The 17,322-nt window shown below is 44.9% G+C and carries 10 protein-coding genes, 2 tRNA genes and 2 rRNA genes; 7 read left to right on the top strand and 7 right to left on the bottom strand.

Annotated features, from left to right (window positions below; all coding sequences use genetic code 11):
* Positions 1–446: 446 nt before the first annotated feature.
* The 5 genes from VK179_01840 to VK179_01820 all read right to left on the bottom strand — a co-directional run bounded on the left by VK179_01840 (position 447) and on the right by VK179_01820 (position 5,957).
* Positions 447–1,160 (bottom strand): outer membrane beta-barrel protein, encoded by a 714-nt coding sequence (locus VK179_01840; GenBank protein HLO57457.1) that lies wholly within the window; start codon positions 1,158–1,160, stop codon positions 447–449.
* A gap of 19 nt (positions 1,161–1,179) precedes the next feature.
* Positions 1,180–1,443, bottom strand: coding sequence for a hypothetical protein (locus VK179_01835; GenBank protein HLO57456.1), 264 nt, complete (start codon positions 1,441–1,443; stop codon positions 1,180–1,182).
* A gap of 42 nt (positions 1,444–1,485) precedes the next feature.
* Complete coding sequence (locus VK179_01830; protein ID HLO57455.1) at positions 1,486–3,954, bottom strand: AMP-binding protein; 2,469 nt, start codon at positions 3,952–3,954, stop codon at positions 1,486–1,488.
* A gap of 49 nt (positions 3,955–4,003) precedes the next feature.
* The gene (locus VK179_01825; GenBank protein HLO57454.1) at positions 4,004–5,404 is read right to left on the bottom strand and encodes an aspartate kinase; all 1,401 of its coding nucleotides are present in this window, start codon (positions 5,402–5,404) and stop codon (positions 4,004–4,006) included.
* 61 nt (positions 5,405–5,465) lie between these two features.
* A complete protein-coding gene (locus VK179_01820; GenBank protein HLO57453.1) occupies positions 5,466–5,957 on the bottom strand; it encodes a hypothetical protein in 492 nt (163 codons plus the stop codon).
* Positions 5,958–5,999: 42 nt separating this feature from the next.
* On the opposite strand from VK179_01820, the gene VK179_01815 reads away from it, so the two are divergent.
* Genes VK179_01815 through VK179_01805 form a run of 3 tightly spaced genes read left to right on the top strand, consistent with a single transcriptional unit; the run spans position 6,000 to position 9,312 of the window.
* On the top strand, positions 6,000–7,766 hold the full coding sequence (locus VK179_01815; protein HLO57452.1) for a M20/M25/M40 family metallo-hydrolase: 1,767 nt from the start codon (positions 6,000–6,002) through the stop codon (positions 7,764–7,766).
* A 5-nt stretch (positions 7,767–7,771) separates the two neighbouring features.
* Positions 7,772–8,626, top strand: a complete 855-nt coding sequence (locus VK179_01810; GenBank protein ID HLO57451.1) for a hypothetical protein — start codon at positions 7,772–7,774, stop codon at positions 8,624–8,626.
* Positions 8,627–8,634: 8 nt separating this feature from the next.
* Positions 8,635–9,312: a gamma-glutamyl-gamma-aminobutyrate hydrolase family protein gene (locus VK179_01805; GenBank protein HLO57450.1), complete on the top strand. Its 678-nt coding sequence runs from the start codon at positions 8,635–8,637 to the stop codon at positions 9,310–9,312.
* On the opposite strand, the gene VK179_01800 is transcribed toward VK179_01805, so the two are convergent.
* Both VK179_01800 and VK179_01795 read right to left on the bottom strand, forming a co-directional pair.
* Positions 9,305–10,642, bottom strand: a complete 1,338-nt coding sequence (locus VK179_01800; protein ID HLO57449.1) for a dihydroorotase — start codon at positions 10,640–10,642, stop codon at positions 9,305–9,307. The genes VK179_01805 and VK179_01800 overlap by 8 nt on opposite strands.
* A gap of 6 nt (positions 10,643–10,648) precedes the next feature.
* On the bottom strand, positions 10,649–11,380 hold the full coding sequence (locus tag VK179_01795) for a polyprenol monophosphomannose synthase (protein HLO57448.1): 732 nt from the start codon (positions 11,378–11,380) through the stop codon (positions 10,649–10,651).
* Positions 11,381–12,283: 903 nt separating this feature from the next.
* On the opposite strand from VK179_01795, the gene VK179_01790 reads away from it, so the two are divergent.
* The 4 genes from VK179_01790 (at position 12,284) to VK179_01775 (ending at position 17,293) form a co-directional block, all read left to right on the top strand.
* Positions 12,284–13,805 (top strand): 16S ribosomal RNA (locus VK179_01790).
* Positions 13,806–13,973: 168 nt separating this feature from the next.
* Positions 13,974–14,047: transfer RNA gene (locus VK179_01785), tRNA-Ile, on the top strand.
* A 13-nt stretch (positions 14,048–14,060) separates the two neighbouring features.
* Positions 14,061–14,134 (top strand) — tRNA-Ala (locus VK179_01780).
* A gap of 255 nt (positions 14,135–14,389) precedes the next feature.
* Positions 14,390–17,293: ribosomal RNA gene (locus VK179_01775) — 23S ribosomal RNA — on the top strand.
* The 16S and 23S rRNA genes sit together here with 2 tRNA genes alongside, the layout of an rRNA operon.
* Positions 17,294–17,322: the final 29 nt, after the last annotated feature.

Raw genomic sequence — 17,322 nt, 5'->3', positions numbered from 1 at the left:
CCATGGCTTTCACAAATAGCTACGAAGTAGCGAGATCTGAATAACCGCGGGTGAAACCCGTGGATTATGATGTCAGCAGACAAGAACCCTGAAAGGGTTCAATTTCAATTATGCATAATTCAACTCTTTCAGAGTTGTGTTTGTCATCGTAGCACCGTACCACGGGTTTCACCCGTGGTTATTCAAATTGAACCCTTTCAGGGTTATTCATTAGCATACAACGAATTACGAAAAATCGTCATTAGTAGGAGCGTGATAAACATTTGATTATTGAAGCATGCTCATCTGACGAAGCAATCTGCCCGAACAGGCAGAACTATGCAAAGAGCAAATATGGAATTTCTTTTTGTAATGTCCTGCCTGTGCTGACAGATTGCCTCGTCGCATTAAATATTTACTATAATCAAATATTCCTCTGACTCCTCGCAATGACGGCTTGTTTGACTCTAAAACGATACAAAATATCCAATCCCCCCGTATATCACCATCATCCGGGAGGCAGCGAAGTAGTAGGGGCCTTTATTTAGAGGATACAGATTGGTGAGGGCATGACTGTAAGAAGCCTTTAATGCAAATCCCCCTATTTTTGTATATATTTCGGCAGATATCCCACCGGTAAAACCGAATGCCCAATCGCTTGCCAGTGACCTGTAATAATGCTGCCTTCGGAAAGGTGTTTCTGTGACGTAAATAATCTCAGAATTATATCTGATAGTACGATTTGTTAAAGCAGTATAATCTTGCTTTTCTATTAATTTTAGGACTTCAGTGTCATTCCGTCTATAAGACAAGTATGGTCCTATGGTGAATACAAAGCGGACGGTTTTACTTCCGGCAATAAAAGAAGCAAGCACAGGTACATCAATTGTATAAAGTTTACGGGTATACGTGCCGACAGAATCAATCACTTCTTTCCATCCCTTATCGGCAACATTGATTTCCAGCTGCAAACCAATATGGGGTTCAGAAACATGGCGGAAGAAAATACCAAATTCCTTGCCGGGCAGAAATTCCTGTTTAAGCTGAGGCCTGAAACTCATTGTGCTGAAATCCACACCCCCATGAACGCCGACATGGGTGGTGGGTACAAATGATTTTTGTGCCATAAGGCATAAGCCGGGAAGAAATAAAAGCAAGAGGATCGATATACGCCTGAACATAATACTGTTTATTAACGCTTCAATTTCCGGCCAGGCTATTTTCAAGGGCGGTGATGACTGTTTTATTGACTTTACGGGGACTGCCTTTCTTAATATCCTGGAGGATATTCAATGCCATAAAGCCGAATTCGTAAAGACCTGAAGGATTTTTGTCGAAATTATAACTACCGATACAAAATTCCAGTTTGGAAATGATTTCATGGTACTCTTCATGGTTCAGTTTCCTGAAAGTTTGTGCGGCAAGCTCACAGGCATCCCGGAGTTTTTCGCTTTTTGTATCCATTGAAAGTTGATTTAGGAATTGTTACCGACTAAGGTAAGCGATTTACACCTTTTCCGCAAGTTTGTTTTCCAACCGGTTATAAACAAGATTCTTCAGTGATTCGTAGCTATGATCACCGGGGTAAACAGGCTTGAGAAACTCAACGGATACTTTCCGGAATAATTTCGGGAACCTGGATCCTGTAGGCAGAATATTGTAGGATCCCTTAATGGCAACCGGTACAACAGGCACTTTGAGTTCTCGGGCAAGGATTGCAAATGTCTGCTTGAATTCGCCAAGATGTCCGGTCAGCGTACGCGTTCCTTCCGGAAATATAATCAGGTTTTTCCTGTTTTTCAGTACCTGGGCCAGTTTCTGAATGGAAAGCTTCAGGTCTTTATTCACATCCACAAGGATGATATTATTCCTGTTTGCCAGGAACCGCAACACCGGGTGCCTGAAGTGCTTCTCCTTGGCATATACATACGTTTTCTTCATAAACTTTCGCTTAATAAAGGAAACGACAAGGAACCCATCGAGTATGCTCTGATGATTCGGTGCAATGATGCACGGCTCATCCGGCAGATTTTCCATGCCTTTGGCATTCACCCTCATAAAAAGGTGGAACAACACCTGCGATATATTCCTGAACATATTATGTGTAAACCAGGAGTTGGGAAGTTTGAGATGTACCTTTTCTTTTAAGATCTGCGACCAGCTTATGCCTTCAAAATTAAGTCTTGTTTTTTTCTGATGCAGGTAATCGGCAAGCTTTTCAACGGATGCAAAATCAGCAAGTGTCTGTTCGGGAACATCCACACCGAATGCGGTTTCTATAAATGCTGAAAGGCTTACCCTTCCAAGGGAATCGAGTGCCAGGTCCAGTTCAATATGATCACCCGGATGTACATCCTGCTGGGTCTCATCTTCGAGAAACTTTTTAATGGCCTGGTATTCTCTTGTCTTTGGCTCATCGGCGGTTACATGTTCTTTCTGAACGGCCATTTCAGGAAGCATAAATCGTTTCAGCTTTCCGATCCTTGTCTTAGGCAGTTCATAGGACGCAATGTGGATCTTAAGTACTTTTTTATAAGGTGAAACAGTACGGTTCACCTTGTCAATTATGTCCCAGCGGAAATATTCTTCGATATTGCTGATTCCTGCTTCATTGAGTTTCCGGAAATCGGGCACCATGATGGCCTGTAATACGCCGTCCTTCATGAAAACGCCGGCTTCTTTTACGTAAGCCGACTGTTTCAGAATGGCTCTCTCAATTTCATCCGGATTTATATTTTTGCCGTTAGGCAAAACAATAATCTCCTTTTTGCGACCGGTGATATGCAGGTTTCCGTCTTTATCCAGGAATCCCAGGTCACCTGTGTAGAGCCAGCCATCCTTGAGCACAGCGCTGGTTTCTTCAGGTTTTTTATAATAACCCTGCATGACATTATCGCCCGACACGACGATCTCGTCCTCCTCGAACCGGATTTTCAGCCCTGGCAGAAGTTGTCCCGGAACCCCCGGTACAATGTTTCCCGGCCGGGTAAAAGTTATCATGGGAGCTGTCTCGGTCATACCGAATCCTTCGAGTATTTCAAAACCAAGTGTTTTGAAGAGTTTCACTATGTGACCGTCAATGGGTGCGCCGCCGCAAACAAGGTAACGCATCTCTCCTCCGAATTTCCTTTGTACAGAGCCAAAAAGGATGCGTGAAAAGGCGAGCGAGTTGATGGCGCCGGCCATTTTAACAAGGAGGCCGGCAACGGCACTGCTGTTGATTTTTTCCCTCAGTCCCTTATATATCAATTGGTACAGCCTTGGTACCCCGATCATGATGGTTACCTTAAACTGCTTCAGAGTAGCGAGCAGATCTTCGGCAACAAGCGATGAGTTCAGCACCATGGTGCCACCTGTATATAAAGGAGCAATGATTGAACCAACCAGGGGGAGAACATGATGCAGAGGCAAAAGTACCATTACCCTGTCCGTTGCAGTAAATATAGGTACGTCGTGACAAACCGCTGTAAGATTGGCAAGGAGGTTTTTGAATGAAAGCATGACTCCCTTCGGATTGCCGGTTGTACCGGAAGTATAAAGAATCAGTGCTGTCCTGTCAGCTTCTGATATGGTATAATCCCCAATTTTTTCAGTTGGTTGATTAAGAGCAGGCAGTGCCTCAAAAACAAGAACGGCAGGATTTTCACCGGCATCCTTCATCGATTGCCGGATCAGTTCTTCCTTTTCGCGTGAGCAAAATATTACCGAAGGAGTAGCGTCAGAAATAATATAGCTTACATCATGCTGTGTCGACATGACATCAACAGGCACAGCTATGCCCTCTCGTTTCCAGATGGCATACAACGCAAATATATATTCAGGACGATTTTCGGAAAATATAATTACACGCTCACCTTTTACAGGCGGTAAAACTGAACTGAAATGTTCAATCTGATTGAGGAGCTGACTATATGTGAGACTTAAATTCTTCCCTACGAGAGCATCCTTCTCCAGTGTTTCAATGAATTTTATCATCGCATCAAGTAGATTGCAAAGATACGATTAATTTTCGTTGGCCGCTAATTTATTGCAGAATATCAGCCGGTTTCACGCATAGCGCATCGTTGAGGGCAACAATTGCTCTTTTATAATCGTCTCTTCCGATTACGAACTGCATATTGACCTGTTTAAGCGACTGGGAAATGGCTTCAACGTTAATGCTGTTATTAGCCAGGGCGGCTGTAGCCTTTGCCACAATACCCGGCTGTGCAATATTGGTTCCCAGGGTACAAACCAGGGCAACAGGCTTCACAGTAACCTCATAGAACTTGCCTCTCAGCTCTTCAATGAGACTGTCTGAAAGGTCGTCCTCCCAGATAACCTGCGTAATACTGTTGGCATTGGTGGCTTTTAGAATATAACTCACGTTATGCTGTTCGAAGGTATGCATGATATGACGGTCAAAACCTACCTGGCCAACCATTAAAGGGTCATGAATTTCGATGGCATATACTTTATCGGTTCCCGAAATGATTTCAACGCGTGATTTTTCCCCTACGTAGGTCTTTGAAATCAATGTTCCCGGATGATCCGGTTCAAATGTATTCTTAATACGGATATTTATACCGGCCATTTCAAGAGGTTTTGAAGCTTTGGGGTGAATGGCTTCCATACCGATGTCAGCAAGCTGGTCAGCTACATTGAAGTTTGTAAAACCAACCGGTATCGATTTGTCAATGCCGACAATATTAGGATCTGCCGAAGAAAGATGGAATTCTTTATGAATAACAGCTTCATCAGCTTTCACCTCAACAGCCACCTTACTGAAGGTAACTTCGCTGTATCCCCTGTCGAATTCACGCATGATTCCCTCGGTACCTTTAGTATAACCGGTAACAATCGGAATTGTATTGGTGAAATCGATTCCTTTAAACTCTTTATGGATACGTTCATCGATTGTAAGGTATTCCGAATCATTAAAACCGCATAGATCAATAAATGTAGCATTTATGCAGTTATTGCCCAGGATATTCACCGAGTTGAATGCTGAATGGGCTTCACCGATTGAAGATAGAATTTCACGTGCAGCCAGAAGTATGTTCTGGCGGTTTACATAACCTGTTGCCAGCACACTGGCCAGGTTGTCAAGATAACTGCGGGCCTGCAGAATGCGGTTGGTTATAAATTCATCCGCTTTATCAAGGTTCAGGCCAATGCTTTCAAAGGTGCGGTTTATTTCAAGAAGCTTCTGCAGAAGCTCCATGATGGCTTTCTGATAATTGTCGCTATTGACAAATTTAAGATAGATGCCGGGCTCCTTTGTTTTCTTGTGTTCAAGAAGCCAGTTGGTGACATTATTGTAGGCCGAAACCACGAAAATCCGGTTGTAGTAATCACAGGAATTACACGGCTTCATTATAATGTTATTCATCACATCCTCGAACTTTGACATAGAAGTTCCGCCAATTTTTTCAACTGTCAGCATCGTAATTTTACTTTTTCAATGAATAATTTTTAAATCAGCCTGCAAAAATAGTAAAAAGTAATCAGTTCAATAATTCCACTCTCATAATAGCTTTATTCCCTATGAATGTTCCGTAATTATCATAGATCTGTGAGCCCAGTACCATCGAAATCACCTCTTTTCTGAGAGTTGCCCGGGATGCATTTATATACCATATTTCCTTAAACTGGATCATGTCAATTTTAGCCGGATCAATTTCTTTTGATTTGAGCATTTTTTCCACATGACCCGGCGTTAGTTTTTCCCCTGTTGTATGGTCATATGCTACTGCCTTACCCCCGGCAATCATGCTGAAAACATTGTCAAGCAGCAGTTCATGGTGCAGGTTTTTAAGTCGTTCGGTCGACCAGGTGTCATCCGGATTGTGATTAACAACCGCGACGTCGTAAATCACTGTATCAGCCACAACAATTCCCAATGCTGAATCACCTGAGCGGATCGGGGATGCCTGGTCAGCCTGTTTCTGGGTACAACAGAACAGTAAGAGAAAGAGTGCAATTACCGGATTTTTCATTATTATTATATCTTTGTTATAATCACAAAAGTATCACTATTCATGAAAATATTGCATTCCTTTCTCATTGCCAATGCCTTGTTATTTATTGTTTCCTGTACAACCTATAAATCTGCTTCCGACGTTTCCCTTTCCGGTATTGAACGAAACTTAAATTACCTGGCATCCGACGATTTACAGGGAAGATACCCCGGTACGCGGGGTGATGCAATGGCCGGTTCCTATATCGAAAATTGCTTTAGGAACCAGAAACTCCAGCCTATGTCGCAGGAATTTTCATTTCTGCAATATCTAAAAAGGGGATCGGAGAATTATATAAAGGTAAACGGCAAATCCATACCTGGCGAGCGTTTTAGCCCCTTTGGCTTCTCAAAGGATACCATTATCTCATCTGAGGTTGTTTTTGTAGGATACGGTTTGTCTGTTAAAACTGATTCTTTTGAATGGGATGACTATGCCCGGGTTGATGTAAAGGGAAAATGGGTCCTGGCACTCCGTGGTTATCCCGATTTGCCTGAATTTGAAGATTATCTTTCAATCAGTTCCGGAGATCGTGATAAGGCCATGCTTGCGGGTGATAAGGGAGCTGCAGGTCTTATCCTTGTTTCAGGATACTCTTATGATGCCGGGGACAGACTTGCAGAAGTGCATGAAAAGCTTGCAAAGACAGGGATACCTGTATTCCAGGTTTCAAGACAGTGGGCGGATTCGCTGTTGAAAGTCAATCATATGGTTCTAAAAGATGTGGAACCCCTTTTGAAAACACCGTCAGTGAGTCATGAATTGCTGAAAGGAGTTACAATTGATGCCCGGTCACAGGTTGAAAATATCATGGGCACAACAGCAAATCATTATGCTATTATTGAAGGGAGTGATCCGGTGCTGAAAGACGAATACATAGTGATAGGAGCACATTTTGACCACCTGGGAACCGGGGGTCCGGGCAGTTCATCAAGAAGACCCGACACTGTAGCCGTGCATAACGGTGCAGATGACAATGCTTCAGGTGTGACAGCAATGCTTGAACTGGCCGGCATGATTTCAAAAAACAGGGGATCAATGAAACGATCCTTTGTGTTTGTGGCTTTCGGCGGCGAAGAAATGGGTTTACTCGGGTCGAAATACTTTGTCAATCATTTTCCCGTTGATATTTCAAAAGTCGTTGCCATGATCAACCTTGACATGGTGGGCAGACTTGATTACAATAAGGGTTTACAGGTAGGAGGAACAGGTACATCGGCAGAGGCAGATTCGTTAATTTCAATGGCCAATACGAAGGTAGCACTTAAGATATCAAAAAGCCGCGAAGGAAGTGGTCCTTCAGATCATTCCTCATTCTATGGAAAGGATATTCCTGTATTCTTTCTCACCACAGGTGCGCACAGTGATTACCATACGCCCGATGACGACGTGAGAAAAATCAATATGCAGGGAATGAAAGAGGTAACTCAATTCGCATACAACCTGGCTTCAGATATATCCGCACTACCCGGAAAACTTACGTTCCGTGAGGCCGGACCTAAACAGGAATCTGCAGGTCCCGGATACCGGTTTAAGGTTACGCTGGGTTTTATGCCCGATTTCAGTGACAATGATATCGAGGGTGTGAGAGTTGACTTTGTTTCGAAAGGCAAGGCTGCCGAAAGGGGAGGCATTAAGAACGGAGATATTATCAAAGCCATTGACGGTCTTCCGGTGAAGAACATTTACGATTATATGTACCGGCTTGGTAAGCTGACCAAAAACCAGATTATAAGCGTTGAAGTGCTTCGCAACGGTGCAAAAGAAGTTTTGATCATCCAACTTTAGCAGAAATGAAAAACAAAAATGTATGGAAATGGATCATGGTTTGGTTCCTGGCCCTTGTACTTACCGGAACAGCCATGGTTTACCAGAGTATTAACGGTCCGACAAAGCCTAAGAGTGAGCAACTATGGATTAATGACAGCCAGGTCTACCGGTTCAGGCTGCCGAGAAGCAATGAAGGAAAACCGAATTGCCTGATAGAAGTTGCCATCCCTGATATCAATGTGCAGGGCGAATTGCATTATAAAAGATTGCGGACTTCGGACGAATGGCAAAAAGTCAATATGGTAAGGGTAGGCGACAAACTGGCCGGCTTTCTTCCCAATCAGCCAAACGGAGGTAAGCTCGAGTACTTTATGAAGTTCACACAGGACGGAAAGGTTTTCCGGGTTCCTGTCTCAGAACAGATCGTTATCCGGTACAGGGGTGATGTTCCGGCAGGAATCATTATACCTCACGTACTCTGTATGACCCTGGCTATGCTGTTTTCAAGTGTTGCACTGTTTCTTGCCTTACTCAATATGAAAGCGTTCAAACTTTATGGCATATTAACCTTATCGGCTCTTATAATTGGCGGGTTCATATTTGGCCCGTTGGTGCAGAAGTATTCGTTCGGCTTATACTGGACCGGTTTTCCGAATGGCATGGACCTTACTGATAACAAAACTCTGATAGCGCTTTTGTTCTGGATTATAGCCGTACTTGTTAACCTTAAGAACAACAGAAGGTTCGCAACAATAGCAGCAGCTATTATACTAGTTGTCATATTCAGTATACCCCACAGTGTAAGAGGCTCACAATTGAATACGGAGACCGGTAAAATGGAAACCGGTATGATAATTGTGCCTGCATTACGGTTTTAACAGAGTTTATGGTTATAGCGGTTACAAAACTTTCGGAGAATTATGGAAACTGGCTTAAAAAGCTGGATCCACAGGTTGAAATAAAAGACCTGTTTGTATTATCGATTGATGAAGCGATGCTGGCTGTTGCAGATGCATCGGGAATCCTCATATCAGGAGGATGTGATATTCATCCTTCACGGTATGGCAGGGGAAGTGAGACTCAGATGTGTCGTGACATTGATGAAAAACGAGATATACTGGAGCAAAGAGTAATTGAATATGCTTTTCTTCATAAACTGCCGGTTTTCGGGATCTGCAGGGGACAACAAATGCTGAATGTGGCTTTTGGCGGATCATTGTACACGGATATCTATACAAAGCCAAAAACATCCATTACCCATTCAGGTGATAAGGATATGAATCATACAGTGAGCATTACGGCTGATTCACGGGTTGCGTTAATCTCCGGTGCGACACACGGAACAGTAAACAGTTCGCATCACCAGGCGATAGATCTGCTTGCTCCGGGCTTCAGGCCGGTTGCTTTCAGTGAGGATTCAATCATCGAGGCCATAGAATGTGACCGCCAACTGCATCCTTTTTGTATAGCGGTACAGTGGCACCCTGAACGGATGGATTTCGAGAATCCGTTGTCGGGCAGTATTGGAAAGGCTTTTATGGAGGCTGTCAGAAGCTTCAGGTAAACAGCAGCCTCATTCCTTTAAACTCGTGATTTAGCTTGCCTTTTTCATACACGATATTGCCGTTAACAAGGGTATGAGTGACCTTTGAATGAAAAGTCATCCCTGTGAAGGGCGACCACCCGCATTTATAAAGCAGGTTATCCTTTGAAACAGTCCACGGGTCATCCGGATCCACAATGACAAGATCGGCATAGTAACCGGGACGGATATATCCCCTCTTTTCAACATGAAAAAGGTCGGCCGGCGCATGGCACATCTTTTCTACCACCTGTTCAGTCTTCATCAAACCCTGCCGGCAGAATTCAAGCATAGCTGTAAGGGAATGCTGTACCAGCGGGCCACCTGAAGGGGCTTTAAAATAGGTGTTCTGCTTTTCCTCAAGAGTGTGGGGGGCATGATCGGTAGCCACCACATCTATTTTACCCGTAAGAAGTCCCTGCATTAACGCTTCACGATCCCTTGCCGATTTAATGGCAGGATTCCATTTGATGAGGTTACCGCGGGTAAAGTAGTCACGGCTGTCGAAGACCAGGTGATGCACGCAAACCTCCGCAGTGATCTTTTTATCTTTAAGAGGGAGGGAAGAATCGAGAAGATCGAGTTCCCTGGCAGTTGACAGGTGCAGGATGTGCAGTCGGGTATTATATTTGGAGGCCAGTTCCGCAGCCATACGGCTTGACCGGTAGCAGGCATCTTCATCGCGTATGACAGGATGAAAGTAAACGGGCACATCTTCACCAAAGCGGGTTCTGGCTGCTTCAATATTGTTGCGGATCACCGTTTCATCTTCGCAGTGGACGGCAATCAGCATGGGAGATTGGGAGAAAATGTTCTTTAATGTATTGACATTGTCAACAAGCATATTTCCTGTTGAAGAGCCCATAAAGATCTTGATGCCGCAAACCGAGCGTGGATCTGTCTTCAGCAGTTCCTCAAGGTTATCATTTGTGGCCCCCATGTAAAATGAGTAATTGGCAAGGGAAACAGCGGCTGCCCTGACGTATTTCTGTTGAAGCAGTTCCTGCGTAACAGTCTGCGGGTTGGTATTGGGCATTTCCATGAAAGAGGTAACGCCTCCGGCGACAGCTGCGGCCGATTCACTGCTGATATCGCCCTTATGTGTAAGTCCGGGTTCCCTGAAATGCACCTGGTCATCGATAACTCCCGGGAGCAGGTATTTACCGGAGGCCTTAATAACCGCCGTGGAAGGCGGCAGGGGTTGTCCGGCAGGGATGATTTCCTTTATAAAGCTGTCCTGTATAAATACGTTACCATGGAAGGTCTTGCCTTCATTTACAATCAGGGCATCGGTGATCAGCAGGGTTTTCATAAATGGCTATTTACGTTTGTACCTTCTGAAATAGCTTCGGATTTTGATGCGAAGCACTCCCCAGAGTGCTTCGTTGAATATGCCGCCTGACATTTTGGAAGTACCTTCACGGCGGTCGGTAAAGATGATGGGAACTTCAATGATATTAAAACCGTGCTTCCAGGCCGTGAATTTCATCTCGATCTGGAATGCATAGCCTTTGAATTTGATCTTGTCGAATTCAATGGTTTCGAGGACTATCCTGCGGTAGCATTTAAAGCCGGACGTGGTGTCATAGATCTTCATACCGGTGACAATCCTTACATAAATAGATGCAAAGTACGACATGAGGACGCGGCCCATAGGCCAGTTAACCACGTTAACGCCTGATTTATAGCGGGAGCCGATAGCCACATCGGCGCCGTTGATACAGGCTTCATGCAGTTTCAGCAGATCGGCAGGGTTGTGAGAGAAATCGGCATCCATTTCGAATGCGTAAGAGTATCCGTTCGCGAGAGCCCATTTAAAACCGGTGATATAAGCAGTGCCAAGGCCCTGTTTACCGGATCTTTCAAGAATGAACAGGCTGTCTGCGTACGTATTCTGAAGTCGCTTGACTATAGAAGCCGTAGCGTCGGGTGAACCGTCATCAACAATAAGGATATGATAAGCAGTGGGCAGAGAAAATATAGTAAGGATCATCTTCTCTATATTTTCCTTTTCATTATAGGTAGGAATGATTACAAGCGCCTTGTCCACACGATGTTAAATTAGATGATGCGAAGATAATCCTTTTCTTTAATAATAGGATAATGAAATGTGGATCCGGTCGTAGAGACGAGATTTATCGCGTCTCATGGCGTACCCAGACGCGATAAATCGCGTCTCTGCGATCGGGAAACAGACACATACGATTCTCATAATCAATACTATTGCGGTATTCAGAAAAAATAACCAGAAAAAAAGTGTGAAATAGTTGCTGATGTAAAAACAATTCTTTTACATTTGCACCCGCTTTTGGTTCTTTTAAGTGATGCACAAAAAAAAGTAAAAAAACAGCAAATAAAATTTGCAGATTCAATTTGGAATATTACTTTTGCACTCTCTTTAAAAAACAGAGCATAGTTCTTTAGGTTTTGGAGAAAAAATCGGGCAGGGATAAAAAAACTAAAAAAAGTTTTTGCAGATTAAAAAATAAGTTTTAACTTTGCACCCCGTTCGAAAATCAGGAAGTAATTTCTGAAACAAAACGAAAAAGTTCTTTAAGTGCTGAAAAAATAAAATCGGAAAAAATCGAAAAAGATTTTGCAAATTAAAAAACAAGTTTTACATTTGCACCCTCTTTAAAAAACAGGAAAACGATCCTGGTGAGATAAAGAAAAAAAGTAAAAAAATCTGATCGAAAATTTTGCAGAATAAAAATTAAGTTTTAATTTTGCAGCCGCTTTAAAAAACCGGAGTAAAGACGCCGGAAATAAGCACAAAAAAGTTTGATAAAATGATGGCAGAATGAATAAGTTTTTGTAGTTTTGTCGTCCCTTTTATAAAGGTTCTTTGAAAAGATTGGAAAGACAAAGAAGGTAAGGATAGAAAACCTTAAATTTCTTTAAAAACAAGGTGAATATTAAGAGTGAATCTTGAGCGACATTTAACTTTTTAATTACAACGAAGAGTTTGATCCTGGCTCAGGATGAACGCTAGCGGCAGGCCTAACACATGCAAGTCGAGGGGTAACAGGGTAGCAATATCGCTGACGACCGGCGCACGGGTGAGTAACGCGTATGCAACCTTCCTTTAACTGGGGAATAGCCCGGAGAAATTCGGATTAATACCCCATAACATCATAGAAAGGCATCTTTCAGTGATTAAAGCTTCGGCGGTTAAAGATGGGCATGCGTGCCATTAGCTAGTTGGTGAGGTAACGGCTCACCAAGGCTACGATGGTTAGGGGGTCTGAGAGGATGATCCCCCACACTGGTACTGAGACACGGACCAGACTCCTACGGGAGGCAGCAGTGAGGAATATTGGGCAATGGGCGAAAGCCTGACCCAGCCATGCCGCGTGAAGGATGAATGCCCTATGGGTTGTAAACTTCTTTTGTACGGGACAAAACTCTCGAACGTGTTCGGGATTGATGGTACTGTATGAATAAGCATCGGCTAACTCCGTGCCAGCAGCCGCGGTAATACGGAGGATGCGAGCGTTATCCGGATTCATTGGGTTTAAAGGGTGCGTAGGCGGAATAATAAGTCAGCGGTGAAAGCCTGCGGCTTAACCGTAGAATTGCCATTGATACTGTTATTCTTGAGTATAGTTGAAGTAGGCGGAATGTGTAATGTAGCGGTGAAATGCTTAGATATTACACAGAACACCAATTGCGAAGGCAGCTTACTAAGCTGTTACTGACGCTGAGGCACGAAAGCGTGGGGAGCAAACAGGATTAGATACCCTGGTAGTCCACGCTGTAAACGATGATCACTCGTTGTTGGCGATACACCGTCAGCGACTGAGCGAAAGCAATAAGTGATCCACCTGGGGAGTACGGCGGCAACGCTGAAACTCAAAGGAATTGACGGGGGCCCGCACAAGCGGAGGAACATGTGGTTTAATTCGATGATACGCGAGGAACCTTACCTGGGCTTGAAAGGGGATTGACCTCCCGGGAAACCGGGATTCTCTTCGGAGCATTCTCCTAGGTGCTGCATGGTTGTCGTCAGCTCGTGCCGTGAGGTGTCGGGTTAAGTCCCATAACGAGCGCAACCCCTATTGTTAGTTGCCAGCGGGTAATGCCGGGAACTCTAACGAAACTGCCGGTGTAAACCGAGAGGAAGGTGGGGATGACGTCAAATCAGCACGGCCCTTATGTCCAGGGCTACACACGTGTTACAATGGCCGGCACAAAGGGCAGCTACTAGGTGACTAGATGCTAATCTCTAAAACCGGTCTCAGTTCGGATCGAAGTCTGCAACTCGACTTCGTGAAGCTGGATTCGCTAGTAATCGCGCATCAGCAACGGCGCGGTGAATACGTTCCCGGGCCTTGTACACACCGCCCGTCAAGCCATGGAAGCTGGGAGTACCTGAAGTCTGTAACCGAAAGGAGCGGCCTAGGGTAAAACCAGTGACTGGGGCTAAGTCGTAACAAGGTAGCCGTACCGGAAGGTGTGGCTGGAACACCTCCTTTCTAGAGAGATTCTCTCTTATATTCTCTCCTCCTTCTTGTCTTTTCTTTTTTTATATAATTCCCTGAAAAGTGTTCCCGGCACTTTGAATTGCAGATTGGATTGAGCTCAGAATGTCCTGTTTACCATTAAAATCCGGGACAGGCGGAGCTGAGCAACCGGATTAACACAGTCCCGTAGCTCAGTTGGTTAGAGCACTACACTGATAATGTAGGGGTCAGCAGTTCAAGTCTGCTCGGGACTACAATTAATTCCTCGGGGAATTAGCTCAGCTGGCTAGAGCACCTGCCTTGCACGCAGGGGGTCAAGGGTTCGAATCCCTTATTCTCCACCTAAGTGTGAGACGGTGTAATACCGGTGATTATTTGAGATTAAGTAGAGACGCAAGATATTGCGTCTGTACACTGGATTAAAGGTTGATTTTTGATTTTAGTTCTTTTAATAAGTAATGTGGTTGTAGAAACGGAAACATTCGGTTGTTTCATTACTGCTAGTTTAACCATTAAGTGAATTTCAGACATCAATTCACGGTTAAATCAAGTTCTTTGACATGCTGGAAACATTGTATATTAAGTTGTAAGTAACAAAGAAAGTAATTAAGAGCGCATGGTGAATGCCTTGGCTCTCAGAGGCGATGAAGGACGTGATAAGCTGCGATAAGCTGCGGGGAGGAGCAAATATCCTTTTGATCCGCAGATTTCCGAATGGGGAAACCCTTCAGGTTGAAGGCCTGAAACTCCGAGTAATCGGAGAGCTAACCCGGAGAACTGAAACATCTAAGTACCCGGTGGAAAAGAAAACAATAGTGATTTCCTGAGTAGTGGCGAGCGAAAGGGAATTAGCCCAAATCTCTATAGTTTCGGCTATAGAGAGGTTGTAGGACTGCAACGTAGAATATAACTTTAAGTGGAACTTTTCTGGAAAGTTTGGCCATAGCGGGTGATAGCCCCGTACACGTACCAAGTTATATTTTTAGCAGTATCCTGAGTAAAGCGGGACACGTGAAATCCTGTTTGAATCTGCGAGGACCATCTCGCAAGGCTAAATACTTCTGAGAGACCGATAGTGAACTAGTACCGTGAGGGAAAGGTGAAAAGAACCCTAAGCAAGGGAGTGAAATAGTACCTGAAACCATGCGCTTACAACCTGTTGGAGCCCCGATTCGTCGGGGTGACAGCGTGCCTTTTGCATAATGAGCCTACGAGTTACTCCTCACTAGCAAGGTTAAGTCTTTAAGAGATGGAGCCGAAGCGAAAGCAAGTCTGAATAGGGCGTGAAGTTAGTGGGGGTAGACGCGAAACTTTGTGATCTACCCATGATCAGGTTGAAGTCCCGTTAACACGGGATGGAGGACCGAACTGTTTAACGTTGAAAAGTTATCGGATGAATTGTGGGTAGGGGTGAAAGGCTAATCAAACTGAGAAATAGCTCGTACTCCCCGAAATGCCTTTAGGGGCAGCCTTGGAGTTGAGTGTTACAGAGGTAGAGCTACTGATTAGGCTAGAGGGCTTCACCGCCTATCAAACCTAGACAAACTCCGAATGCTGTAACATATATCCAGGAGTGAGCCATTGGGTGCTAAGGTCCAGTGGCGAGAGGGAAACAACCCAGACCATCAGCTAAGGTCCCTAAATTTATACTAAGTTGTTCTAACGAAGTCCGACTGCTTTGACAGCTAGGATGTTGGCTTGGAAGCAGCCATTCATTTAAAGAGTGCGTAACAGCTCACTAGTCGAGCGGTTGGGCGTGGATAATAACCGGGCATCAAGTATAATACCGAAGCTATGGATTTACGGCGTAAGCCGTGACTGGTAGGGGAGCATTCCAGTCTGCGCTGAAGATGTATCGTAAGGTATGTTGGAGCGGCTGGAAAAGCAAATGTAGGCATAAGTAACGATAAGGCGGATGAAAAATCCGCCCGCCGATAGACTAAGGATTCCTGATCAACGCTAATCGGATCAGGGTTAGTCGGGTCCTAAGGTGTAGCCGACAGGCGAAGCCGATGGATAACTGGTTAATATTCCAGTACCACCATATATTGCCATGGGGTGACGAAGGAGTGATAAGTCCGCGAACGGACGGATGTGTTCGTTAAAGGGTGTAGCTTTAGGGATAGGTTAAGAGCTGGTCCCTGGTGAACCTGATAGTACCATGAGTCTTCGGACAAGTGGATAGTGACTGTAATCAGACTTCCGAGAAAAACCTCTAAGCTTCAGATGTATGGTGCCCGTACCGCAAACCGACACAGGTAGTCAAGAAGAATATTCTAAGGCGCTCGAGTGATCCGTGGCTAAGGAACTAGGCAAATTAACCCTGTAACTTCGGAATAAAGGGTCCCCCGCTCAGGCGGGGGCGCAGAGAAATGGCCCAAGCGACTGTTTAGCAAAAACACATGGCTTTGCAAAATCGTAAGATGAAGTATAAGGCCTGACACCTGCCCGGTGCCGGAAGGTTAAGGGGGGGGGTTATCCTTCAGTAATGTTGGAGAAGCCCTGAACCGAAGCCCTGGTAAACGGCGGCCGTAACTATAACGGTCCTAAGGTAGCGAAATTCCTTGTCGGGTAAGTTCCGACCTGCACGAATGGTGTAACGATTTGGGCTCTGTCTCAGCCACGAGCTCGGTGAAATTGTAGTCCCGGTGAAGATGCCGGGTACCCGCAACGGGACGGAAAGACCCCGTGAACCTTTACTATAGCTTAGCATTGATTTTGGATAAACGATGTGTAGGATAGGTGGGAGACTATGAAGCGGCGTCGCTAGGCGTCGTGGAGTCAACGTTGAAATACCACCCTTTGTTTATCTGGAGTCTAATCCTGTACAAACAGGAGACATTGCTTGGTGGGTAGTTTGACTGGGGTGGTCGCCTCCAAAAGTGTAACGGAGGCTTTCAAAGGTGCCCTCAGCACGAATGGTAACCGTGCGTAGAGTGTATTGGCATAAGGGCGCTTGACTGTGAGACCTACAAGTCGACCAGGTACGAAAGTAGGACAAAGTGATCCGGTGGTTCCGTATGGAAGGGCCATCGCTCAAAGGATAAAAGGTACTCCGGGGATAACAGGCTGATCACTCCCAAGAGCTCATATCGACGGAGTGGTTTGGCACCTCGATGTCGGCTCGTCACATCCTGGGGCTGGAGAAGGTCCCAAGGGTTCGGCTGTTCGCCGATTAAAGTGGCACGCGAGCTGGGTTCAGAACGTCGTGAGACAGTTCGGTCCCTATCTGTTGTGGGCGCAGGAAATTTGAGAGGGCCTAACCTTAGTACGAGAGGACCGGGTCGGACGAACCACTGGTGTACCAGTTGTACCGCCAGGTGCACAGCTGGGTAGCTACGTTCGGTTTAGATAAGCGCTGAAAGCATCTAAGCGCGAAGCTAGCTTCAAGATTAGATTTCCCTTGAGGGTCGTTGGAGACTACGACGTTGATAGGCTGTAAGTATAAAGGCAGTAATGTCTGAGCTGAGCAGTACTAATAACCCGAAAGGCTTTCTTTAATGCATTCTAATTGCTCTTGAATTATGTT

The organism is Bacteroidales bacterium, assembly GCA_035299085.1.
Taxonomy (GTDB): domain Bacteria; phylum Bacteroidota; class Bacteroidia; order Bacteroidales; family UBA10428; genus UBA5072.
Note: the sequence above shows the minus strand (reverse complement) of the source record. Positions and strands in the feature narration are given on the sequence as shown.